This window comes from Microcoleus sp. CAWBG58 (genome assembly GCF_020883045.1).
Lineage (GTDB): Bacteria > Cyanobacteriota > Cyanobacteriia > Cyanobacteriales > Microcoleaceae > Microcoleus.
Window position 1 is genome coordinate 11506 of record NZ_JAHRFA010000029.1, and the last position, 21533, is coordinate 33038.

Annotated in this window: 19 protein-coding genes, 1 tRNA gene and 2 pseudogenes; 7 read left to right on the forward strand and 15 right to left on the reverse strand. The window is 44.8% G+C overall.

What is annotated here, in order from left to right:
• Positions 1–148: 148 nt before the first annotated feature.
• The 7 genes from QZ918_RS15010 to rlmD all read right to left on the reverse strand — a co-directional run bounded on the left by QZ918_RS15010 (position 149) and on the right by rlmD (position 10414).
• Complete coding sequence (locus QZ918_RS15010) at positions 149–2029, reverse strand: glycoside hydrolase family 2 protein (RefSeq protein ID WP_293336328.1); 1881 nt, start codon at positions 2027–2029, stop codon at positions 149–151.
• 847 nt (positions 2030–2876) lie between these two features.
• A complete protein-coding gene (locus tag QZ918_RS15015) occupies positions 2877–3233 on the reverse strand; it encodes an STAS domain-containing protein (protein ID WP_293143439.1) in 357 nt (118 codons plus the stop codon).
• Between the two features lie 404 nt (positions 3234–3637).
• Positions 3638–4879 (reverse strand): UDP-galactopyranose mutase, encoded by a 1242-nt coding sequence (gene glf, locus QZ918_RS15020; protein WP_293336330.1) that lies wholly within the window; start codon positions 4877–4879, stop codon positions 3638–3640.
• A gap of 141 nt (positions 4880–5020) precedes the next feature.
• On the reverse strand, positions 5021–6322 hold the full coding sequence (locus tag QZ918_RS15025) for a glycosyltransferase family 1 protein (protein WP_293336332.1): 1302 nt from the start codon (positions 6320–6322) through the stop codon (positions 5021–5023).
• A gap of 1130 nt (positions 6323–7452) precedes the next feature.
• Positions 7453–8502 (reverse strand): aldo/keto reductase, encoded by a 1050-nt coding sequence (locus QZ918_RS15030; protein WP_293336334.1) that lies wholly within the window; start codon positions 8500–8502, stop codon positions 7453–7455.
• A 60-nt stretch (positions 8503–8562) separates the two neighbouring features.
• Positions 8563–8718 carry a hypothetical protein gene (locus QZ918_RS15035; protein ID WP_293336336.1) on the reverse strand — a complete coding sequence of 52 codons (156 nt, stop codon included), beginning with the start codon at positions 8716–8718 and terminating at the stop codon, positions 8563–8565.
• A 271-nt stretch (positions 8719–8989) separates the two neighbouring features.
• Positions 8990–10414: a 23S rRNA (uracil(1939)-C(5))-methyltransferase RlmD gene (gene rlmD / locus QZ918_RS15040; protein WP_293336338.1), complete on the reverse strand. Its 1425-nt coding sequence runs from the start codon at positions 10412–10414 to the stop codon at positions 8990–8992.
• A 29-nt stretch (positions 10415–10443) separates the two neighbouring features.
• Here rlmD and QZ918_RS15045 point away from each other — a divergent pair, with 29 nt between their 5' ends.
• Both QZ918_RS15045 and QZ918_RS15050 read left to right on the forward strand, forming a co-directional pair.
• Positions 10444–10725 (forward strand): hypothetical protein, encoded by a 282-nt coding sequence (locus QZ918_RS15045; protein ID WP_293336340.1) that lies wholly within the window; start codon positions 10444–10446, stop codon positions 10723–10725.
• 158 nt (positions 10726–10883) lie between these two features.
• Positions 10884–11369: an allophycocyanin subunit alpha-B gene (locus QZ918_RS15050; RefSeq protein ID WP_293336342.1), complete on the forward strand. Its 486-nt coding sequence runs from the start codon at positions 10884–10886 to the stop codon at positions 11367–11369.
• Between the two features lie 222 nt (positions 11370–11591).
• Here the strand turns inward: QZ918_RS15050 and QZ918_RS15055 are convergent, their stop codons facing one another.
• The gene (locus QZ918_RS15055; RefSeq protein ID WP_293336344.1) at positions 11592–11972 is read right to left on the reverse strand and encodes a hypothetical protein; all 381 of its coding nucleotides are present in this window, start codon (positions 11970–11972) and stop codon (positions 11592–11594) included.
• Between the two features lie 168 nt (positions 11973–12140).
• On the opposite strand from QZ918_RS15055, the gene QZ918_RS15060 reads away from it, so the two are divergent.
• Positions 12141–12542: a helix-turn-helix domain-containing protein gene (locus tag QZ918_RS15060; RefSeq protein ID WP_293336346.1), complete on the forward strand. Its 402-nt coding sequence runs from the start codon at positions 12141–12143 to the stop codon at positions 12540–12542.
• Between the two features lie 123 nt (positions 12543–12665).
• Here the strand turns inward: QZ918_RS15060 and mazG are convergent, their stop codons facing one another.
• Complete coding sequence (mazG, locus tag QZ918_RS15065) at positions 12666–13493, reverse strand: nucleoside triphosphate pyrophosphohydrolase (protein ID WP_293336348.1); 828 nt, start codon at positions 13491–13493, stop codon at positions 12666–12668.
• A gap of 168 nt (positions 13494–13661) precedes the next feature.
• Positions 13662–14252, reverse strand: a complete 591-nt coding sequence (locus QZ918_RS15070; RefSeq protein ID WP_293336350.1) for a metal-binding protein — start codon at positions 14250–14252, stop codon at positions 13662–13664.
• 71 nt (positions 14253–14323) lie between these two features.
• On the opposite strand from QZ918_RS15070, the gene QZ918_RS15075 reads away from it, so the two are divergent.
• Together QZ918_RS15075 and QZ918_RS15080 are read left to right on the forward strand one after the other, a co-directional pair.
• Positions 14324–14395, forward strand: a tRNA-Val gene (locus QZ918_RS15075).
• A 270-nt stretch (positions 14396–14665) separates the two neighbouring features.
• A complete protein-coding gene (locus QZ918_RS15080; RefSeq protein ID WP_293336352.1) occupies positions 14666–15064 on the forward strand; it encodes a hypothetical protein in 399 nt (132 codons plus the stop codon).
• Here QZ918_RS15080 and QZ918_RS15085 read toward each other — a convergent pair.
• On the reverse strand, positions 15033–15239 hold the full coding sequence (locus QZ918_RS15085) for a hypothetical protein (protein ID WP_293336354.1): 207 nt from the start codon (positions 15237–15239) through the stop codon (positions 15033–15035). The two genes, QZ918_RS15080 and QZ918_RS15085, sit on opposite strands and share 32 nt — an antisense overlap.
• Before the next feature lie 52 nt (positions 15240–15291).
• Between QZ918_RS15085 and ygfZ the strand changes: the two genes are divergently transcribed.
• Complete coding sequence (gene ygfZ / locus QZ918_RS15090) at positions 15292–16356, forward strand: CAF17-like 4Fe-4S cluster assembly/insertion protein YgfZ (protein ID WP_293336356.1); 1065 nt, start codon at positions 15292–15294, stop codon at positions 16354–16356.
• 411 nt (positions 16357–16767) lie between these two features.
• Here the strand turns inward: ygfZ and QZ918_RS33270 are convergent.
• The 4 genes and pseudogenes from QZ918_RS33270 to QZ918_RS33275 all read right to left on the reverse strand — a co-directional run.
• A pseudogene (locus QZ918_RS33270) lies at positions 16768–16899 on the reverse strand (IS630-like element ISMae27 family transposase); the annotation flags it as partial.
• A gap of 74 nt (positions 16900–16973) precedes the next feature.
• Positions 16974–17390, reverse strand: coding sequence for a hypothetical protein (locus tag QZ918_RS15095; RefSeq protein WP_293336358.1), 417 nt, complete (start codon positions 17388–17390; stop codon positions 16974–16976).
• A gap of 85 nt (positions 17391–17475) precedes the next feature.
• Positions 17476–17802, reverse strand: coding sequence for a helix-turn-helix domain-containing protein (locus tag QZ918_RS15100; RefSeq protein WP_293143477.1), 327 nt, complete (start codon positions 17800–17802; stop codon positions 17476–17478).
• A gap of 391 nt (positions 17803–18193) precedes the next feature.
• A pseudogene (locus QZ918_RS33275) lies at positions 18194–19173 on the reverse strand (hypothetical protein); the annotation flags it as partial.
• A gap of 570 nt (positions 19174–19743) precedes the next feature.
• On the opposite strand from QZ918_RS33275, the gene QZ918_RS15115 reads away from it, so the two are divergent.
• Entirely contained in the window at positions 19744–21375 is a 1632-nt protein-coding gene (locus QZ918_RS15115) for a polysaccharide biosynthesis protein (RefSeq protein ID WP_293336360.1), read from the forward strand.
• The last annotated feature ends 158 nt before the right edge of the window (positions 21376–21533 follow it).

Below are 21533 nucleotides of genomic sequence, written 5' to 3' on the forward strand. Positions count from 1 at the left end.
TGTCGCAGCGACGCACCCTACTTTTACTTAAATACCCTCTTGATTTTTTAGTTGTGGTGCGTCGCTAAGGAATCTTGGTAAATAGCTGGGATTGTCGCAGCGACGCACCCTACTTTTACTTAAATACCCTCTTGATTCTTTAGTCTATTTAGCACTGAGTTGTAGTTTGCTGTGTACTTTCTTCGGGAATATCCCAACCGAGAGTTGCCGCCGCGATCGCCTCTATGGGAAACTTGGGAGTGCGATCGGCATACAGCAAACCGTTAGCTTCTTGGAAAGTATCGGTTAACTGTGTATAGCAAAATCCGCTGAACATTTCCACTCGATTTACTACTTTCAACAGCGCGCTGTAGCGGTGTCGCAATTCAGAGGTGTCGGAGGCGCGCACGTAGCCCCAAACTCTGTGAAAATCGGGGTTTTCGCGGCCGGCGCAGGCGATGCCGCCGAACTCTGTCAGCATCACGGGCTGTCCTTGATGTGGGTGTCCGTCGAGGGTGAGAACTCGCCCGCCGGGACGCCCGCGATCGAACAAATCGGCTAACTGGACTTCCGGCCCGTAGCGTTTTGCCACAGTTTGCGGGTTGTTGTCGTAGTCGTGAATCGCCAGGATGTCGGTATCTGTGCTTTCCCAGCCGTCGTTGCTAATTACGGGGCGAGTCGGATCGAGGGTTTTGGTCAAAAAATATAGGGCTTGCACGTAGTGGCGGTGGGCTGCCGCTTCGACTAAATTCGGAACTCCCCAGGATTCGTTGAACGGCACCCAAACTACAATACAGGGATGGCTGGAGTCGCGATCGATCGCTTCCGTCCACTCCCGCGTCAATCTGTCAACGGCCTTGGGAGTGAAGCGGTAGGCGCTGGGCATTTCTTCCCAAACTAACAGCCCCAACACGTCGGCCCAATACAAAAATCGCGGATCTTCGATTTTTTGGTGTTTCCGGACGCCGTTGAAACCCATTGCTTTGACTAATTCGACATCGCGGCGCAAGGCTTCGTCGGAAGGGGCCGTCATCAGGGTATCGGGCCAGTAACCTTGGTCGAGTACCAGTCTCAGGTAGTAGGGGCGGCCGTTTAGCATGAAGCGATCGCGCTGAATGCTGACAGTCCGCATCGCGGTGTAGGATTTAATCTCGTCAAGCAGTTTGCCGTCGGCCCAGAGCTCCACCTGTGCGTTAATTAATGTAGGTTTTTCGGGACTCCACAGCAGTTCGTTGCGGTAGTCGTCGATTCCCGGATCTGAAAGGGCAATGCGGCGGTGGATTTCGCCGTTGATGACTTCGTAGGTATCGTTAACCAGCAGCAAGCAGCCGATCGACAGTTTAACCTTAATTTGAATCCCCGATTGGCGATCGCCCGCCACAAACGCTTCAAAACCGATTTCCCAGCGTTCAAACTGCGGAGTCCAGCGGATGCGATCGATATAAGTATGAGGCACCAATTCTACCCACACCGTCTGCCAAATGCCAGTTGTGCGCGGGTACCAGATGCTGTGGGGTTCCACTTGCCAATCTTGCTTGCCGCGCGGTTTTGCCAAATCTTGCGGGTCGTCCTGGGCCCAGACGGTAATTCGCTGCGGCCCCGCGGGGTTTAAAACTGCTGTAATGTCTGCCGTGAAAGGAGTGTGCCCGCCTTCGTGTTCGATGACAAACTGACCGTTTACCCAGACGCGGGCGCGGTAGTCTACGGCGCCGAAGTGGAGGAGAACTCTGCTTTCTGTGTGGGGTACGTCAAATTCGCGATCGTACCAACAGTTAGCGTGAAAATTTGTGTCGCCGATCCCGCTTTTGATTGATTCGGGAACAAACGGCACTTCTATAGTGTGACTCCAGTCCGTAATGTCGATCGGCTGCACGCAGCGTCCCGCGTCATCATAAGCAAACCTCCACTTACCGTTCAGACAAATCCAGTTGCTGCGGCGCAATTGGGGGCGCGGATAACCTGTTTTCCGCCCTTGAACAGTCACCTTATTGTCTAGAGTGGAAGACTCTTCTATATCACAATTTTCTAGTTCTCTACCTAACCAACTCATCGGCACATCTACCCGAAGTTATATGTATAGGTTAGCGACTATTCCCGCGACTTTGACAAGTTTTTTGCAATCTAATTTATCCCTCAATAATTAAAAATTTTCACTTCAAACAGCCTGAACTTTAAATCAAACAAACTGAACCTTAAGCGAACAAATTATTAAGTCGTAGGGTGCGGATCCGTTAAAAATCCCTAAAAAAAATCGACTTTTCGAGTAGCGACGCACCTGATTTCTTGAATAGTTCGTACCCAAAAATCCCACAATTATAGCCTCGATCAAAAAAATAAGGTATAGCCTTTCTCAAAAAGATGAGGTATGTTGTTGGGCTTCAGCCCTCTTTGAATTTGTTGTATAGCAAGATATGCACCTAACAACTCCATTTACAGTCATACCTCATCTATCTGAGAAAGGCTATATGCCAATACGGTTTACTTAACACTTTTTATGCCCCGGAGATCCCCCTAAATCCCCCTTAAGAAGGGGGACTTAAGAGCTTTCTTGTCCCCCCCTTGGGAAGGGGGGTTAGGGGGGATCTGCCTTAAGTAAACCGTATTGGGCTATATGCCTGTTTTTCAAGTAATCAATTTAAAAGAAAATCGGCAATTATAAAAAAGCTTCAGGTTTAAAAGCCCAGAAGCCCCTCACCAATTACCAATTATCATAAGCGTGCCTCATCTATAGCGGTTCTCACAAAGATTAGCGGACGTTGTTGGGAAGAGAGCCCTCTTGATTTAAGCGGTTATGTAAGCTGTCAGCCATACCTCATCTTTTTGAGAAAGGCTATATCTGAAAAATGCCATAGGGATTGTCTGGCTTCGATGTACCCTAGAAATACTCCCACTCTCTCCTAGTTAGCAACACTTTGCAAACCTTCTAAAGGTTCAGTTAGGTCACCTGTGAAAGGAACTTCTTCCGGAGGTGGCAAACACTGAAATATCTGTTCTAGTCCCGTGAGTTCAAATAGCATTCTAACTTGTTCGCTCATGGCAGATATCAAAAGTATACATCCGCTGTCTCTAACTAATTTCATAATCGCCACTACAGCCATTAATTCCGAATTTTTAAGGAAAATGATATTTGAAAAATCGAGCATCAGAATTTTGCCACCCCTTTCAATTAGGCGCTCTATTTCTTTCTGAAACTGAGGAAATTGAGAACCTTCCAAAACCTGATGAGACAAAACAGTTTTAACGATAGTGCTCATGTTCACCTTAACCCTTGTTTGAATTGTTTAATAACTTTTGAGAAAAGCAGAGTAAAGCGCGCACCTTACATTTTTACCAGAAAACATTGGTTGAAAGCCGGAACCCGATCGCGATAAATTAAAAGAAGACAATTCATTACCCCAATGCTCTTCCTTATAGGTAGAGGTCGCCCTCATCTGTCAACTGTCAACTGTCAACTATCAACTGACATTTTTAGCCTTACCAACTCACAGCTTGCAGCTATAGCAATCCTAAATCATTTGTAAATTTCTTACTCCCTCCCCTTAATAAGGGGAGGGTTGGGGTGGGGTAAAAAACTTTACGACTCATTAATCATTTGTAAATTTCTTACTCCCTCCCCTTAATAAGGGGAGGGTTGGGGTGGGGTAAAAAACTTTACGACTCATTTGGGACTGTTATACTTGCTAGCAGATTTGCCATTGCCGTTGACAGCAGCAACTTCTAGAGAAGCAGCGGCTGGGAGTTCAGCAACTGCGTTCGACGAACTCAAATTAGAGGCACCATCGTTAAGATTTGCCGCCAATTCAATCACCGGATTTGTCGTAATTTGAGTATAAGTTGTCAAAGCTTGAGCGACAACTTGATCCATGTTGTAATACCTGTAAGTCGCCAGCCTTCCCACAAAAGAAACTCCGGGAGTCGCATCAGCCAAAGCCTTATATTTCTTGTAAATTTCCGCATTTTCCGGACGCGGAACCGGGTAGTAAGGGTCTCCCTCAGCTTGGGGATATTCGTAGACAATGCTCGTTTTTGAATGCTCTTGTCCGGTGAGGTATTTAAACTCCGTGCAGCGAGTATATAAATGCTCGTTCGGGTAATTTACCACCGGTGCAGCTTGGTGTACGGGTACGTTCAGCGTCTCGTGCTTGAATTCCAAGGAACGGTAAGGCAGTTTTCCATAGCAATAATTGAAATAGGAATCCACCGGCCCGGTGTAAATCATTTCCCCGTAAGGAATAAAACCCTCAATCTCGCGGTAGTCGGTATTCAGCATCACCTTGATGTTTGGGTGAGACAGCATCTTTTCAAACATCCGGGTGTAGCCGTGCAGTGGCATTGCTTGATAGGTATCGGTAAAATACCTATCGTCCCGGTTAGTGCGGGTGGGCACGCGCGCAATCACTGATTTGTCGAGTTCCGACGGATCCATTCCCCACTGTTTGCGAGTGTAGTTGCGGAAGAATTTCTCGTAAAGTTCGCGGCCGACTTTGCCGACAACGACATCTTCGGAAGTGCGAATGTAATCCTTTGGTTCCGCTACCTTCGCGAAAAAATCTTCAACTTCAAATGATGTCAGATTCAGTCCGTAAAGTTTGTTGACGGTGTTGAGATTTATCGGAATTGGCAGCAGTTGACCGTCAACGCTGGCGAGGACGCGGTGTTCGTATGGCCGCCACTCGGTGAACTGCGAAAGGTACTCGAAAACTTGGCGCGAATTGGTGTGAAAAATGTGGGGGCCGTATTTGTGAACGAGGATGCCGTGATTGTCGTAATGGTCGTATGCGTTGCCGCCTATGTGGTTGCGGGTATCAATTATCAAGACTGTTTTTCCCGCCTGAGTTGCTAGTCTTTCGGCAATAACGCTACCTGCAAATCCGGCTCCGACAATTAAATAGTCAAACATTAAAACACCTCTGGTAATGGGGAATGGGGAATGGTTATTAGTTATTAGTTATTAGTTATTAGTTATTAGTTATTAGTTATTAGTTATTAGTTATTAGTTATTAGTTATTGGTAGCAACTCCAAACTACCAACTATCAACTGTCAACTGCCAACTGCCAACTGCCAACTGCCAACTGACTTCTTACTTTCGATCGCACTTTCGATCAACCCCAGCATTTCGCCCCAGGTATTGTCCCAAGAATTGTCTGCTAAAAAGGCGTCAACTTCGCTCACCCACTTGGCCCGAGCTTCCGAAGTTTCGCCCATGATTTCTTCAGCAGCAGCAACGAATTCTGCAACATTGCTGGCAATCCGAACCAAGCCGTTTTCTCCGTAGGGGCGCACCACGTCGCGGATCGGAGTAGAAATCACCGGTTTGCCGGCAGCGAGGTATTCGGGAGTTTTCGTCGGACTAATAAATTTAGTCGATTCGTTAATCGCAAAAGGCAGCATTGCTATATCCCATCCGCCCAGATACGCTGGCAGTTCTTGATAAGATTTGCCGCCGAGATAGTGTATGTTTGGGTGAGTTGGGAGAGTAGCCGGGTCGATTTTCACCACCGGGCCAATTATGACTAAATGCCAGTCCGGCTTCGCTTCAGCAATGCCGCGCAGCAGTTCGATATCCATGCGTTCGTCTATAACCCCAAAAAATCCCAAACGCGGGTGAGGAATATCTTTTTGATCCGTCGGTTCTTCTGAAAGATTTCTCGCTATAGCAAAATGTTCTTTTTCGATGCTGCTGGGGAAAGCATGAATGTTGTGATGCTGGTGCTGTTTCGCTTCGTATAGGCTGTGCCCGCCTGTAAATACGACGTTTGCCCGCTTTAATAATTGGATTTCATTTGCTTTTAAATCCGGGTGCGCGCCGTGAAATGCTGACAGTTCATCCATGCAGTCGTAGACTACAGCTAGCGGCTTTAAGTGGTTTGTGAAACTGACAGCCATTGGTGTGTAATACCAGAGGATGTACTGGCTAATTTCTGCTGCTTGAAACAAATCATCAAGCATGGCTTGCTGAGCAGTTTGTGCAGTTTCTTCGCTGATTCCTTCGCTCAGGTGCGGTACTATTATCCAGACGCCGTTTTCGTGAATGCTGACATCAAGCCGCCAATCTGTAGCCGAGCTAAAAACAGGTTCTTCTACAAAAAATACGCGGCGATTTTTGGCACAGCGGCCTAAGAGATGTTGCGGGCGCTGATAGACGAAATTCCACCGCAAATGAGACAGGCAAACTAAATCCGGTGCATCTAAAGCAGCAGGTTTTGATAAGTTAGCGCGCAATGCGGGTGAGGGTGCGAATTGAGAGGGAGATTTTGCGGGATCTATCGAGGTAAATCGGATCTCCCATGCTCGACCTTTATTGCTATAATTTTTGTTTGCTGAGTTTTCTGGGGGGGACATAATTAGCCTCTGGAATTTGTCAATGAAAATTTGTTAATGAAAATTGGTTAGTGAAAATTTGTCAATAAAATATCCTTCTCAGCAGTGTCTTACTGAAATTCGCAAGCATCAATCTGAGAATTTTTAGTTGACGAGCAAGCGCCGCATTTATTGGCTCAAACAAAGCAACTGCTTAGGTGCGGAAAAACACGCTTATCTGCTTTTTTCAGAAGTGAAACTGGAGATAAGTTAATATTCTTAGACTTGCTATTGTTGTTAAATCTAACTCAGTTTTTCTGCGATTACTTCTATCTGAAGGATGACTTCGAGCGCTGTGCCTAGCTTGCACGCTTTTCAAAAGCGTTTAAAATGGCGATCGCTCTTGTAAAATGACTCTTAACTGGCAGGTACAGGGCTCTAGGATTTGAGATTTGAGATTTGAGGTTTGAGATTGAATAATTGGGAAGGGCTGATGAATTAAGGGTTTGAAGCTTGGCTACCCTTGCATTGTGTTTTTAAACAGGTGTTAAAACTGAGCGAGTTTTAGGTTTTTATTGGGAGAGTAGAGAAAAATTGCGATCGAGTTTTTGTTGCTATTTGCTTTAGCCAACTTCGCATTTTTTCAACTTATGCGATCGCACACCTACAAAATTTGTATCTTCATATACAATTGCTTTGCCGACATTTATGACTTCCGATAGATTAACAATTGACAGTTTATGTATTTGGGTTCAACCCACATCTGGTACTCTTCTCAACTATACCAGAGAAACCAGGTAACAGCGACGAGAAACGTAGGATTTTACGCGAGTCTGCGACAAGAAACCAAGGTGAGGAGATTGGTGCAAGATGTGAGGTTAAACTGACACCCAGGGTACAAATCTCAATCATCCCTCTAAGGGCGGGTTTGCCGATATCTGCGATTCCCGCACCAAATATCGACGCAAACCCGCGACTAGAAGATAGCAGGAAATTTACCAAGAAGAATGGGTTTAAAGCCTCCTCCTTCTAGCTAGAGGGAAATAAAACAAAATTATTCACTGTTTCAATCCTCGGACTTTTATGGAGAGGTAGCCCTCAATTGGTCAACTGTCAACTAAGAGGGCAGGCCCGCACCATCCACTGCCCCTACAACTGTCAACTGTCAACTGTCAACTGTCAACTGAAAGTCGGCGGCTGTCAATTTTGGCGATTCCCCCTCCAAAGGCAAAATCTTGCACCATCGAACTCTTTAAGAAATCGTGGGGAAAACCCAATTCAATGGCACTTACTTTGTCTAGCTGCTGCATTTGTTCGGCAGTTAATTCAAACTCCAAACAAGCCAGATTTTCTTGAAGTTGCGAGAGTTTGCGGGAACCAACAATCGGAATCACATCGACTGACTGTTGTCGCAACCAATTCAGGGCTACTTGAGAACTAGGTTTGCCAATTTCGGCTGCTATTTTACTAACTTCAGCCGCAATATTGAGGTCTCGTTCGCTAATTTTTCCAGATTCAGATGAATTAAGCCGTTTAGCTTCGCCTGCGGTTTCTGAAATGTTGTATTTTCCGGTTAGCAAACCGCCTGCTAGGGGACTCCAAGCTGTGACGCCAATATCGAAGGCTTTTGCCATGGGGAGCAAATCGCGTTCGGGAGTTCGCTCTTTTAAAGAATACTCGATTTGCAAGCCGATAAATGGTGTCCAGCCGCGCAGGTTGGCGATCGTATTTGCTTGAGAAATAATCCAAGCCGGTGTATCGGAAATGCCGATGTAAAGAATTTTGCCGGCGCGTACCAAGTCGTCAAAGGCGCGCATTACTTCTTCGACGGGTGTCGTAAAATCCCAAGCGTGCAGCCACAGCAAATCTATGTATTCAACTTGCAATCGCTTCAAACTGGCTTCTACTGCTTGCACCATATTTTTGCGGTGGTTGCCGAAACCGTTGATTTCGCCATTTTTCATGTTAAGACTGTATTTGGTGGCAACTACCCATTTTTCGCGATCGCCCCCGATGAAGTCACCGACATATTTTTCGCTGGTACCGTTGGTGTAGAGATTCGCGGTATCGATGAAATTGCCGCCCGCTTCTGCAAAGGCGTCGAACATCTTCCGGCTTTCGTCGTAGGAACCGCCCCAACCCCATTCTTCACCAAAAGTCATGGTTCCGAGGCAGATTTCGGAAACGCGAAGTCCGCTGTGACCTAGTAGTTTGTATCTCATGTCACCTATCTGTTAGTTCATTGCGCTTAAGAGTATATATCTGAATTTGCTGTGTCCGCATCAGTCGGAGGTGAGGAGTTTTGGGAGTGCCAAGAGTTCCCAGTTGGATTTTGAATCTTTTGTCAATTTAGGAGTTGCAATTAAATAACTGAAGCGATACAGATTGCGGTTCGTAGTGCGGACTTCAGTCCGCATAATGCGGACTGAAGTCCGCACTACAAACTTTCATTGTTATGGTAATTGAGCGGACACGATCTAACTTACTGATTGGACGATCGCAATTAATGCTGGCACTGCAAAATTAGATACAAGCAACAGGACTTCGAGATAATTAATTCTATTTAGCCAGATCGGCATAAAATGCGAAGTCTGTCACCCCGTCAAACATTACCGTCTGTCTCTAAACCCGCGAAACCGACGCAGCCAGCGCTAAACGCGATATCGGCGGAGGAGAGTTTGACTCGCGACAAGGATGTCAATCGCCGAATCATACAGGGGGTCGCTTCACCAAAAACGCCACACACTCAACATGAGAAGTCTGAGGAAAGAAATCTGCCGGCTGCACCCGAGCTAACTGATAATCCCCATTTTCGCACAAAATCTTCAAGTCGCGAGCCAAAGTCGCTGGTTTGCAGCTAACATAAACAATGCGATTCGGTTTGATTTCCTCGATCGTTTCTAACACCGCGCGATCGCACCCTTTCCTAGGCGGATCGAGCAGCACAATATCCGGTGTCAATCCCAAAGCAGGCAGCAAACTCTCTACAGTTCCCACCTGAAAATCGACATTTTTCAAATCATTTAACTCAGCATTTAATTTGGCTTGCTCGATCGCAGCAGGTTGCACTTCTAAACCGATCGCTATTTTGACTTGTTTTGCCAGCGGCAAAGTAAAAGTCCCAATTCCGCAGTAAGCGTCAACCAAAACCTCGCTTCCGTGCAAATTCAACTCTCCGACAATCACCTGCAACAAGGCCTCAGCAGCCTCTGTGTTTACCTGGAAGAAAGTATCTGCCCTTAGCTGAAAATTCAAACCCGCAAACTTTTCTCGCAGATAAGACTGGCCAGCAATGCAGCGAGTTTCTGCACCAAAAATTACATTAGTTTGAGCTGGATTTACATTCAAACAAACACCGACAAGTTGAGGATATTGTTTCAGCCACTCAGCGGCTTGTGCTTCGATTCCCGGCAACTCTCCCGTGCGAACTATTAAAGTTAGCAACATTTCTCCTGTGCGCCGTCCAATTCGCAAGGACAAATGACGCAATTCTCCTGTATGTTTCTTTTCATCATAAACTGGCCAATCCCGCCAGTGAATGTCTTCTTTGACTTCTTTTAACAAAGGATTGAGGCGCGGATCTTGCACCGGACACTGATTTAGATTGACTAATTTGTGGGTACTTTTTTGATAGTAACCTGCTTGCACTTGATTAGTCGCAGAAATTGCTACCGGATAAGTAGCTTTGTTGCGGTATCCCAAAAATTGGGGAAATCCTTCGATTTTTCCCGTTAAGATTTCATCGACTTGCACATCGCTAAATCCGCCAATTCGTTCTAAAGCTTGAATGATTTGATTTTGCTTGGCTGCAAGCTGGTATTGATAATCTACGTGCTGCCACTGACAGCCACCGCACTTGTCGGCGACAATGCAGTTGGCTCGGATGCGGTGTTCGGAGGCTTCCAGAAGTGTGTCCAGCTTGCCTGTAGCATAGCTGGATTTGACTTGCACGAGGCGCGCGAGGATGCGATCGCCCGTGACGGTATCGGGTACAAACACCACTAACTCACCAAAACGACCAACTCCGTCTCCGGTGTCTGTCAAGTCCGTAATCTCTATCTCAATCAGTTGACCTTGCTGGCAAGGGTTTGCCACTTTCGTCGAGTTTCGGGTGGGGAATTTAGATTTGCTCACAAGTAGTCGTGGTAGGATTTAATATGGTAATGCAATATCGCTCTCTCTTGTTTGAGATGAGTCGTAGCGAAGCGAGGCGCAAGCCATCGCACTCAAGCTCAAGTGCAGGCAGTCTTCCTGCTTCCGAACCCCTTTCTGCTACAGCCAAAGCTTGCGTTAGAGAACATTGTTCTCGATCGAGCCTGTGCGATATGCTGTTGGGGCTTGATGGGCCAAAACTCGTGAAACAGTCTAAATGTCTGCCGACATCCAAACTCTCGATCGCAGTTTTTGAAATTTTCCCAGAGTACCTTGCGACACAAGGAAACTAGCTTAGTGACTAAGCATAACGCTTGCGGAGGTTGACCGCCTGCTTCTAAGATCGATTTAATGTTAGCAGCAAGGTAAGTCGCCCAAGCAAGAATCTCATCTTTAACAGATGAGAATGTCAATCAATCTTTTCCTCAAATATCCTCAAATTTGAATAACAATGAGCGTAGTTAGCCAATTTATTCTCCAAGCCGATGACGAACTTCGTTATCCCAGTACCGGCGAACTCCAAAGCATCAATGATTTTTTTAAGACGGGAGAACAGCGGGTGCGTATTGCTACTGCGTTGTCTGACAGTGAGAAAAAAATTGTTGAAGAAGCTAGTAAAAAACTTTGGAAAAAACGCCCTGATTTTATCTCTCCAGGGGGCAATGCTTACGGCCAGCGCGAACGAGCTTTGTGTCTGCGCGATTACGGCTGGTATTTGCGCCTGATTACCTACGGTATCTTAGCCGGTGACAAGGAACCGATCGAAAGCATCGGCTTGATTGGCGTTCGGGAAATGTACAATTCTCTGGGCGTTCCTGTTCCTGGAATGGTTGAAGCTATTCGCTGTTTGAAGGAAGCTTCTTTGGCTTTGCTCAACCAGGATGATGCTAAGGAAGCTGCTCCTTATTTTGATTATATCGCTCAAGCAATGTCTTAATTGAAGAGGCGATCGCTTTTGTGGATGTGGCGGAGCATTCGCGGGTGATTTTGGGGTGATTTTATCTCGCAATTGCTCGCAAATGTTTCGCTTCAATTGACAGTTGACAGTTGACAGTTGACAGTTGACAGTTGACTGAATTGAAGGCAATGCCTTAAGCAATTAACGGCGTTCTCACAGTCGGATGCGGTTCTTAAATTTAGGAAATCTGCTGAGTTTCTGTTACGAAGCAATCCAGTTTGAGCTTTCCCAGATTTCTAAAATATCTTGTCTTTCTACGCACATTTCAATTAAAAAGTCAAGAGTTTTTGATTGATATTGTTTTTTGAATTTCCGACTGTCGTGCTGAATCGATGTTTTGAGCTGCGAGAGTTGTCCAAGTGTGGGGCAGGTTTGGATTTGATGGGCGATCGCATTTTGCCATTCTTCGAGTCTGCGATACGAGATAAATTGTCCGCCTTTATGATGGTGCACGAACACTACATAAGCCCAGGACTCGACTCGCTTAATCAGATTTTGACCCATTTTCAGGAATTGGGCGATCGACCTGACGGTGATGCGGAGCTTTTTCGAGGGTAAGATGCGACGGAATAGTGCTGTCATGGCTGAGTCACTCCTGAACTTACTTGGGTGAGTTGGTGTATCATATCATTCTACACGAATGCAGAGAAATTGCAACTATGTTTGTGAATGTGTAATGCTCAAATCTTGTATGCTGCCTTTCGCAGAGCAAAAGTAAAGCTCGCTTAAGGGTTAAATTAGGTCTGTAAAATGCCGGGATTTCTAGACTTTAAGGCTGTAGTCGAGCAGGAAAAGCTGCGTCCTGTGCGATTTACCGATACGGGACGCGGTAGACTCGGAAAGCTTCTGAAAGCAGGTAGAGAGCTTCGAGGTTGGTCGATTATTGAAACAGAAATGGTAACAAAAGAATACGAGGCCGCTCTGTTTCGGACAGCAGGAGAGCCTGTACCAAAAGATGTCGGCATTAGTAATGCTACTGTCAGTCGCTACGAACGGGGGAAGTTAGAAAGCTTGGATTGGCGATCGCTCTCTCTGTTATGCTTTGTCCTAAAGCCGATCGATCCTGTAACAAGTCAACCCCTCGAACCGACAAACGCTCTCTATATCGCTTGCGAACATCCGCCGTACAACGATGCGAAGCTCTACGAGTAGTTGATATCTGAACTTATTAAACCAAATTAGTTAGATTTGGAGTTTTTAACCGCAGAGAGCGCAGAGGGCGCAGAGGAGGAGAAAAGAGAGAGATCGATCGTTCTGATACCCACGGATTTGATGTTAAGCATCGCTCTTTTGCTTGGCCAGTAAAGCCTTAGCTTTTTGCCACAAAGCATCTAACTCTTCGGGCGGATAATCGGATAAAGGTCGATCGCACGCAGCCTCAACTTTAGCAAACCGCTGTACGAAGCGATCGTTCGTTCCCTGCAAAGCAGCCGACGGATCTAAGTCGTACCAGCGAGCCAATTGAACCAACACAAACATAATATCTCCCAATTCCGACTGCTGGGCGGCCTTATCCTCGTGTTTGAGAGCGTGTTCAAATTCCGCCATTTCCTCGTGAAACTTATCCCAAACGCCGTCTACACTGTCCCAATCAAAACTCACCTCCGCAGCTTTTTGAGAGATTTTGGCTGCGGCGGTAATTGGCGGCAAAGTGCTGGCATAACGGCTCATTTTCGAGGCTAAAGTTGGTGGCTTTTCGGCAGTTATGCCCTTTTCTGCTGCTTTGATTTTTTCCCAGTTTTCGTTAACTTCATCGACACTGTTAATTTCTACATCTCCGAAGACGTGGGGATGGCGCCGAATCAGTTTTTCCGTGATTCCCGCAGCGACTTCGGCGAAGGTAAATTGTTCGGATTCGCTGGCAATTTGAGCTTGCAAAATTACCTGTAATAATAAGTCGCCCAATTCTTCAACGATCGCACTTTTGTCTCCTTTACGAATCGCGTCGGCGGTTTCATAGGCTTCTTCGATGATATGCGGAATCAGAGTTTCGGGAGTTTGGGCTAAATCCCAAGGACATCCGCCGTCGGGCGATCGCAATTTGGCCACAACTTCTATCAGGTTTTCGAGTGCTACGAGCGATCGACTGTGGGAATTAGACATGAGAATTTACCTTAAGAAGAGGGAAGTTCGGCAACGGATTCTGTAACGGATGTAACGGATGTAACGGATGTCACTCCGAAGGTAGAAGGTAGAAGGTAGAAGGAATACATAGACAGCCAGCTCGATCGCGAGCGATATTTTTACATTTTATTAGGTGGATTTACTTGTTCACCTCTTAGATTTGCTAGACGTGCGGCGGGGAGCTTTGCTTTTGCGCCTCTTAATAGTCTTAGGAGCGTGCAACCCGCTCAATCCTTTCTTTTTGAACTGTTTGTAAGCCGAACCGCCCCAATCGCTGAGATAGTGGCTCATCGCGCCCAATTCCAGACCGACGTAGATGGCTATAAATTCGATATAGTGTTCCAAGAGCGATCGACCGTAACCCAAAACCGCTTCCTGCCAATTTCCGGCTAAGTTGCCAATTTTTTCGGCGATCGTCAATCCCAAGACTCCTATAACGGCGATCCAGATAGCGAGGTACAAGATTCGCAAAGCAGTGCCGATCAGAGGCCCGTGGGACAAAAAAGATCGGTGGCGCAGGCTTTTTTGGTAGGGAAGCCAAATAAATTTGAACCATCCCCAGCGCTGGTACTGACAGGAGTAAATATCTAAATCCGGGCCAAACATCAGTCCGCCGACTAGGAAGCTGCCGGAAACGAGCAAAGTCAGGTTGCTGTTTTGAGTGTGGCCAAAGGTGACGCCTGCCACCAGGGGCAAACACCATAGGGTGATTCGATCGTGCGTGCGGCCAGAGGGCATTAAAAGTTTATGATTTTTTTAGTTGATCTTTCTGGGATACTGTGATATGATAAGTCCCTGTAAGCGCAATTGGGCGATTAGCTCAGTGGTAGAGCGCCTGCTTTACACGCAGGATGCCGTAGGTTCAAATCCTACATCGCCCATATCCAATTGAAAAGCTATTACTAAGGGATTAAATTTTTAAACCTTTGGTAACAGCTTTTGCTTGGGAACAGGCATCTTGCCTGTTCCACAACAGATTTAATTTCTTGTGCAACAGGCATCTTGCCTGTTGTTAAAAAAACTTATGGGGAATGGTGCAAGATGTGCGATCGACCAAACTTAACATTTTGTGGCGGATGTCCCACAAGTAGGCACTCAATGCTGGAAAATTAATCTATTGATTGATTTTCCTTTTTAACATCGTCAGATATATGAAGCCTAAAATAACTAGCCCGATCGCCTGGAAACAAGCTGAACTACTCATGCAGCCGGCGATGATCCGAGTGCTAGACAACATCCGCAAACAACTAGAGGAGTCAGTCTGGACAGGAACTTATCAAGAAGTACAGGTTCCGATTCCCGGCTATCAACTAATTTTAGAGCATCAAGGCGATCGCAGATCCGTCGATATTTGGGAACTTTGCTATCGAGTCTGCTTTGTCAACTACCAGCCAGCCCACACTCCAATGCAAAGCCAGGAAGTTGTAATTGACACTGATTTAATTGACGAAGACACTGGTGATGTACATTGGAATCGTCTTGATGCCAAAGCGAGTCAATTAATACAAGAAGTTTTTGCTAATTTGAGTCAGTTGACAGTTGACAGTTGACAGTTGACAGTTGTAGGGGCAGTGCCCCCGTGCCTGCCCTCTTAGTTGTAAGTTGACAGTTGTCATCGGTAGTCAGAAACCGGGTTTTTTCACGATAATAATTGGTTACAATCCCAAGATTATGTAAAAAATCCGGTTTCTCGGCCTCGGAGTGCGATCGCAAACTCAAAAGCAAGCATTAATAATTCAATACACGCTGAAAGCTTAAATCTCAAATCTCAAATCCTATGCTAATTCAAGAATTGCACGACATTCAAGCCGCAGCAGGCGCTACTTTTGCAGAGTTAGCAACCACAGAAACAGTCCCTATCAGTTTTGGTAACGACGCTGCCGCCATGGCAGCAACTAAACAAGGTGTGGCTTTGTGCGATCGCACTCACTGGGGACGCATTCAAATCTCCGATAGCGATCGCCTGCGGTTCTTGCACAATCAAAGTACCAATAACTTTAACATACTCAAACCCGGTCAAGGTTGCGACACCGTGTTCGTCACATCCACCGCACGGACGATCGACCTCGCGACAGCCTATGCTACAGAAGATGCTGTCATATTGCTAGTTTCAGCCAACCGCCGGCGCCAATTGCTCGAATTGCTCGATCGCTATATTTTCCCAATGGATCGCGTAGAATTAACAGATATAACCGATACAACCGTTGCTTTCAGTCTCCTCGGCCCCGAAAGCACTCAACTACTAGAAAAACTCGGAGTTACCGAACTAGACAATCAATCCTACGCTACTCACAAATCGATAAAAACCCCCCCTCTTTCGGCGGATGAAGGGGAGGTTCGAGTTGCTGTTGGTAGCGGTTTAGCAACTCCTGGATACACGTTAATTGCGCCAGCCAGCGACGCAGCCCGCTTGTGGACTGAGTTAGTTAAAGCTGGGGCCGTACCAATGGGCGATCGAATTTGGGAACAACTGAGAATCGAACAAGGACGCCCCGCACCCGATTTTGAACTCACAGACGATTACAACCCCCTAGAAGCGCGCCTTTTACACACAATTACCTATGACAAAGGCTGCTACATCGGCCAAGAAACAATTGCCCGGTTGAACACCTACCAAGGAGTCAAACAGGAACTTTGGGGCGTGCAATTGAGCGGCCCCGTTGAACCCGGAACAGTCATCACAATTGGAGAAGAAAAAGTCGGCAAACTCACCAGTTTTGTCAAAACCGAATCCGGCTATTTTGGACTTGCTTACATCCGCACCAAAGCCGGAGGCGAAGGACTGAAAGTGCAGCTAGGAGAAATTGCCGGAGAAGTAGTAAACCTACCTTATTTAAGTTAATCAGCATAGGTTCGTAGTGAGGACTTCAGTCCTCTGAATTTATGCGGACTGAAGTCCTCACTACGAACCCAGAGCGCCTGTTTTAGTGGACATTAAATAATGACATATCCCTCCCTTAAAACAGCTTCACTAACCTGCGGTTCCGGCTCTACAGGGTCGCTGTAATAAGTATCAATATGTTTAATAAAACCTTCCCGATCAGCTTTCAGATGTGATTCAAGTGCTTAGATAGCCTGCTTTTTTGTCGCGTAATACGATTTTTTTTAAAGATGTGCTAGAAATAAATAATGTAAAATTAAAGACCATCCTGTGAGAAAACCAATGACATGATTCGTTAAAGATGCTAAGATTTCCTGAACTTTTACGCGGAGTTTGTCAAGATCACTAAAAACTAACTTTCGCTTAAAATTCTTTGATGTATTCCCACACTTTTTCTGTTGGATTTACTTCAGAACAATGAAGAGGCTGAAATAGTAAAATAATATTGTCTGGCAATTCAAATGTGCTTAAAAGATGACCCGGAGCATTATCGACTTGAATGATATAGCGGTTTTCACAAAGATTCGCGGACGTTGTTGGGAAGAGAGCCCTCTTGATTTTAGCGGTTATGTAAGCTGTCAGCCATACCTCATCTTTTTGAGAAAGGCTATATGCAATTCATCGGGATATTCAAGCGACAATTGTTCCAAATATGCTTGAAAACAAACTTTATCTAAATGGGAAAACTCCCAAAAAAAACTTCGTCCAGTAGATGGAGATACTGCTCCGTAAAGCCAGAAATATTTAAATTTCCATTGATGTTTTCCTACGGGTTTTACACCCCGTAGTGTTATTCTTCGTCTCTGAATTGTATGTAGTCCTAATCGAGTTTCATCACTACACCAAAACAGAAATTTTTTGTATTTCTTTACTTGGTCAGGAGCTTTATTCAGCAAGGCTTTGATTTTTTGAGACAGGCTATTCTTGAATTCATTGATTGCAGTTAAATTTTGTTCACTACTCCGGGGCCTTGGGATTTTTAATTTACTTTTCAACTCCCCTTTAACCAATGAGTATACAGCTTGATAACTACTAGGTATCTCTTTGATAAACCATAGCCAGAGATGAACTTCTTTATAACTAACTGGAAAATCCTTCGGGGTCTCTCAATTCTTGTTGTAATGCAGCCGCTACTTCAACCGATTTTTTTTTTGGTCTACCAAAAATCTGCCGATTTTTTAACAAGTTTTCTATGCCACCCTCTTTATATTGAAAGAGCCAGCGATGAATTGTGGTTTCACTTTTACCCAAAAATGACGATACTTCTCGGACTGTTTCTACTTGTCTTGACTGAAACAAATAAAGCATTTGAACTTTATTATATGCTAAAATTCTTTTTTGTTTTTTCCGAATCTCTAGCAATACTTCTATAGATTCGGTAATCTTTATATGAGGACGCCCAGACATTTTAATGTTCTCCTTTACTTGGCAGGTAACTCTAGCATAACTTTAAAAAATGGTATTACAGATTTTCAGCGCCGATCGCGAGTCAAAGTCTTTTGAGCTAAGGGTTTTAGGCTTATTCAGCAAGCCCTATGTATTCTAGATAATGCCATCACTGAATCGGTTCGCCAAAATATGCTCACGGACAACTAAAGTGAACAGATTCCTTTGGACTTCATACCAATTGCTAATTATCTTTTTAGAGCGCATCAACTCCTATTTGATAAATGCGTGAAGTGAGCAAAATATAGCCTTTCTCAAAAAGATGAGGTACGTCTGAGAGCTGGTATAACCGCTTAGACGTATAGGGCTCGCATCCCAACAACATACCTCATCTTTCTGATAACCGCTATATGTGAGTTTTGATCGCAGAGGTGTCTCTCACCATGAACCGACAAATTCCACATACTTGTTTGAGTCCTCTATGAAAAGTTTCAATGCCCCAATGTATATCGTGAATTGTGATAAATTCACTTCGACTTGTTTCTTGCAGCTTGGACAGTTCTGGCAGATATAAAATATAATGTCTAGAGTCTTCTTTTTTAAAGTCTTTCCTAAACAATTTTATAAATTCAAATTCTTTCAAATGAGTTATTAATCCTTCATCTGCTATCTCTAAATTACTTACCTGGCAATACTTGTGCGGCTCATTAGAGACGGTTCTGTTTTTTTAAATCCCGAATAAAAAAACAGTTTCTGGTTTCTTAGAAACTTTAAGTTTTCTACTCCTGAATACCAACTATAGCGGTTCTCACAAAGATTCGCGGACGTTGTTGGGCTTCAGCCCTCTTGGTTTAAGCGGTTATATAAGCTGTCAGTTATACCTCATCTTTTTGAGAAAGGCTATATCTCCCGTTACTATTCTTGGTTGTACTCCCCATTCTGTGATTTCCCTCACCATTTATCTAAAATAATCGTTTTTGGTTTTTCCCTCTCTTTTATCGTAAATTCTGTAATTGATTGGCACTGAATTACCATAGATGTCACTATAATATAGCGCGATCGAGTTTAATCCTCTGATCGGCTTATGGTATTTACCTGACCAAAAATAGCTAATTAATTCTGTATGTTTTGGTTCACTATACAGCTTTTATATGACTGTATCGTCAACACTTAATATACCTCCTTCTAAGTTGATAAACTTTTCTATTATCGAAAATAAATCTGACGGTTCATATCTCTCTCACCAAAAAGCGATTAATACTATCATCGGAAACGTCTCCCAATATCTCTGAAGTGCCTACTGCACCCCCCAAACTTGAGTTCTGAGAGTAAAAATAAGGTGTATAGCTCCTTATTGCATCGCGCTGTCGAGGTTTTAGTTATTTTTCTGATTGTCCGATACCTGGCACGTAGATGTTCCCTCTTTATCAATGCACTATTTGGTTATTTTGTCAATGCTTAAGTCCTAATTTACTGAAACATTAGCTATATTTGGTAACCTGCCATACAGATAGCTTGAGTAGTAAAAGGCTGTGGAATCGCTGTCAAATATAATGTTAAGAGTTTTAACGCTTGCGCTACTTTATATGAACTTTAAAATTGCGTCAAAACTCGTAGGTGATTGCAAAGAAATAGTAAAGATATGTTTTGAGTATTGCCAACAGCCAGCAACTTAAGTTTATAGTTGTAGAGACAAATGTTTGATAGATCGTGTTCCAACTTAGTCGATCGCCAAAATAAATCGGTAAAAAAATGCTTAATAAAACTACAAGTAGGCTGAAGACAAGTAATTAGTATGAGAGCCGATAGGGTGTCTTTACCATAGGGTGTCTTTCCCATCAAGTCGCTTTCAGTCCAAAAAATCTTAAAATCAAGCAGACTTTAAAAGATTCTGTCCCTCGAAAATCAGTTTAACAACTCGCTTATCAGCAACCGTATTTCTAGAATCTCAAGGAGCCAACAGTGAAAAGTGTAATTAACCCCTCAGAAGTGTTTGAAGGTGCTAGCAAAGCCGAAATAATCGATCGCATCCAACGGTTAGTTCCCCCAGGTTCCCTGGAACCCCAAGATCCTGAAATCCTAGCAGCCCTACAAACTCTCACCGCACAGCTAATCACCGCCTATCAAGCCGACGGACAACTAGAAAGCGATCCTTTTACCGACGTGCGCGATCGTACAATTCACCTGCACGCATCCGCAGTCAACAGGAAAATCAAAGGAAAAACCATTCTCGTAACCGGAGGAGAAGGATGCGTCGGTGCTTTCTTAATCGAAAAACTTCTCGAATTAGGCGCAACCAAAATCATTTCCGCAGATAAAGCCCGATGTCAAAACCCCGAAGACACTCTCCCGCATTTTAACAAAGAAGGTGCAGTAACTTTCTATGCGGCCGACATTCGCAACTTCGATGCACTGAAACATATATTTGAGGTAGAAAAACCAGAGATTGTTTTTCACCTAGCAGCCCAACGCCAACCCGGACTAGCTGAAATCAAAATCCGAGAAACAGTTACAACCAGCCTGTTAGGATGCAAACACGTCATCCAGCTATGCGAAGAATACGGTGTAGCAGACTGCGTATTCTCTTCAACAGGCAAAACATCTCGATACTTTACAACCGAAGTTTACGCAGCCTCCAAAAAGTTTGCCGAATGGCAATTTGCCAAAGCAGCTCAAGCAGGAAACGTCACTTACGGGATGGTTCGCTTTACTCATATGTTGGAAAATAGCTTGTTCTGCGAGCAAATGTCCAAAAAAGTAGAGCAAAGTAAAACTGTCAACGTTCACGCTCCCCACCGCTACGTCACCGCTCAAAATCTTGTCGAAGCCGTACATTTATTGCTGAACTCTCTGGTAGTGTCAGTTCCCGGAAAACTCAAATTTGTCGCCGTCAGCAATCTCGGGTGGCCGACAGAAACCTTGGAAGTCGCTCTTTATAAAATTCTTGAATCAGGCAAAAATCTGCCGATTTATTTTCAAGGACTTTTACCGGGATACGAAGAACCGTTTTTCCTCGGACAGTTTGACTGGAACAAGCCTACAGACATCCATCTGCTAATTAATGTTCTGGAAGATCCTTTTAGAATCATGGATGATTCTGGCGACATGGTAACTGTAGAATTAGCTCCTTTTTCTTTGCGCGTGTTAGATGAACAAGTGTCGAATCTGGAAAAATTAATCAACACTCCAGATTTACCGGAAGTGGAAATCAAGCACGCTCTAGTCGCAGCAGAAAAAGAAGTGATTGCTTCTTCTTTTGCATGGAGTTCTCCCCAAGAGTTGTTAAAGATTTTGCAGTGGGGAATCAATCCCAAGAAATTGCAAGGTTACGGAACAGAAATTGCTGACTACACGGAGATTATCGAACTCCTCCTGCAAGGAATGTACGGGCGGCTCAACGAAGAAGTCTTGAAGAGTGCCGGAATTACTGCTGATGAATTTGAGCAATTAGTTGACAGTCTTTCTACGCTGGATTCTATTCAAGCAGAAGTGGGATATTTGCGATCGATATCGAGATGTGTCAGACAATCTGTAATCCCCGCACACTTCACCCAAAAAAAGTCTGAACCTGTTCCTGTCCGCGATGCAGCGTAATAGGAAAATAGTTTAGCGATCAATTGTGGGGTGCGTCGCTCGCTGGGAGTTTGGTTGAGAGCGAGAATTATTGGTGGCGACGCACCCTAGGCCTATCTGAGGGCTAAAGCCCAACAACATACCTCATACTTCAACTATCTGAGGGCTAAAGCCCAACA

Excerpts from the sequence above, each read along its gene's own strand:
- QZ918_RS15010 (WP_293336328.1), bottom strand. The coding sequence starts at position 2,029 with ATGAGTTGGTTAGGTAGAGAACTAGAAAATTGTGATATAGAAGAGTCT.
- QZ918_RS15015 (WP_293143439.1), bottom strand. The coding sequence starts at position 3,233 with ATGAGCACTATCGTTAAAACTGTTTTGTCTCATCAGGTTTTGGAAGGT.
- glf (WP_293336330.1), bottom strand. The coding sequence starts at position 4,879 with ATGTTTGACTATTTAATTGTCGGAGCCGGATTTGCAGGTAGCGTTATT.
- QZ918_RS15025 (WP_293336332.1), bottom strand. The coding sequence starts at position 6,322 with ATGTCCCCCCCAGAAAACTCAGCAAACAAAAATTATAGCAATAAAGGT.
- QZ918_RS15030 (WP_293336334.1), bottom strand. The coding sequence starts at position 8,502 with ATGAGATACAAACTACTAGGTCACAGCGGACTTCGCGTTTCCGAAATC.
- QZ918_RS15045 (WP_293336340.1), top strand. The coding sequence starts at position 10,444 with ATGCAATATCGCTCTCTCTTGTTTGAGATGAGTCGTAGCGAAGCGAGG.
- QZ918_RS15050 (WP_293336342.1), top strand. The coding sequence starts at position 10,884 with ATGAGCGTAGTTAGCCAATTTATTCTCCAAGCCGATGACGAACTTCGT.
- QZ918_RS15055 (WP_293336344.1), bottom strand. The coding sequence starts at position 11,972 with ATGACAGCACTATTCCGTCGCATCTTACCCTCGAAAAAGCTCCGCATC.
- QZ918_RS15060 (WP_293336346.1), top strand. The coding sequence starts at position 12,141 with ATGCCGGGATTTCTAGACTTTAAGGCTGTAGTCGAGCAGGAAAAGCTG.
- mazG (WP_293336348.1), bottom strand. The coding sequence starts at position 13,493 with ATGTCTAATTCCCACAGTCGATCGCTCGTAGCACTCGAAAACCTGATA.
- QZ918_RS15070 (WP_293336350.1), bottom strand. The coding sequence starts at position 14,252 with ATGCCCTCTGGCCGCACGCACGATCGAATCACCCTATGGTGTTTGCCC.
- QZ918_RS15080 (WP_293336352.1), top strand. The coding sequence starts at position 14,666 with ATGAAGCCTAAAATAACTAGCCCGATCGCCTGGAAACAAGCTGAACTA.
- ygfZ (WP_293336356.1), top strand. The coding sequence starts at position 15,292 with ATGCTAATTCAAGAATTGCACGACATTCAAGCCGCAGCAGGCGCTACT.
- QZ918_RS15100 (WP_293143477.1), bottom strand. The coding sequence starts at position 17,802 with ATGTCTGGGCGTCCTCATATAAAGATTACCGAATCTATAGAAGTATTG.